The sequence below is a fragment of the Ruegeria sp. AH12 genome (genome assembly GCF_056541465.1).
The window spans coordinates 1-904 of record NZ_JBQFYL010000104.1 but is presented as its reverse complement, the minus strand read 5'-3'; the positions used below and the strand labels follow the sequence as shown (position 1 = coordinate 904).

At 56.2% G+C, this 904-nt stretch carries 1 protein-coding gene and 1 pseudogene; both read left to right on the top strand.

The window, feature by feature from the left end; translation table 11 throughout:
* Positions 1-384: pseudogene (locus ACR0EL_RS21930) on the top strand (epoxyalkane--coenzyme M transferase); the annotation flags it as partial.
* The coding region (locus ACR0EL_RS21925; protein ID WP_480502278.1) for an alpha/beta hydrolase at positions 381-904 on the top strand (524 nt) is incomplete at its 3' end. The pseudogene ACR0EL_RS21930 and the gene ACR0EL_RS21925, both read left to right, overlap by 4 nt.

Below are 904 nucleotides of genomic sequence, written 5' to 3'. Positions count from 1 at the left end.
AATTACGAAGGTCCGCATTGCTGCGATATCGGAATGGACAAGGTGTTCTCGACTTTGATGTCAACCAAGTCGCGCTATGTGCTGTTTGAAACCTCGAACCCGCGCCATGCACATGAATGGACGGTGTTCCGCGACCGCAAGTCCGAGATACCCGATGACAAGGTACTTGTGCCGGGCGTGGTCGATACCACCACGAACTTTGTCGAACACCCTGAATTGGTCCTGCAACGTCTTGAGCGGTTCGTGAACATCGTGGGAGCGGAGCGGGTGATTGGCGGATCGGATTGCGGTTTTGGCACTTTTGCGGGGTTTGGCGCTGTCGATCCTGATATCGCCTATGCCAAACTGAGTGCGCTGGCCGAAGGGGCTGCTCTGGTCAAATGACACCACTTGTCCTTTTGCCGGGCATGATGTGCGATGCTCGGCTATTCTCGCCGCAAATTGGTGCATTGTCTGGCAGATATCCGATACTTGTCGCCCCCATTGGTGCGCATGATACGATGCAGGCTCTGGCCGCCGAGGTTTTAAAACACGCGCCCGACCGGTTCGCATTGGCCGGTCTTTCCATGGGAGGCATTGTTGCGATGGAAATGCTGCGGCAAGCACCGGGGCGTGTAGCGGGGATGGCGTTGATGGACACCAACCCGCTGGCAGAGGTGGATCAGGTCAAGGCGAGGCGTGAGCCCCAGATAGAGGCGGTTAAAAACGGTCGGCTAAGCGATGTGATGGCCGAGGAAATGAAGCCCAACTATCTGACCGATGGCCCTGATCGACAGGCAATTCTGGACCTATGCATGGATATGGCTATGGCCTTGGGGCCGGAGATTTTTGTTAACCAACCCAAGGCCCTACGAGATCGCCCGGATCAAAGTCACACATTGCGCGCTTTCAAGGGATCTGCGCT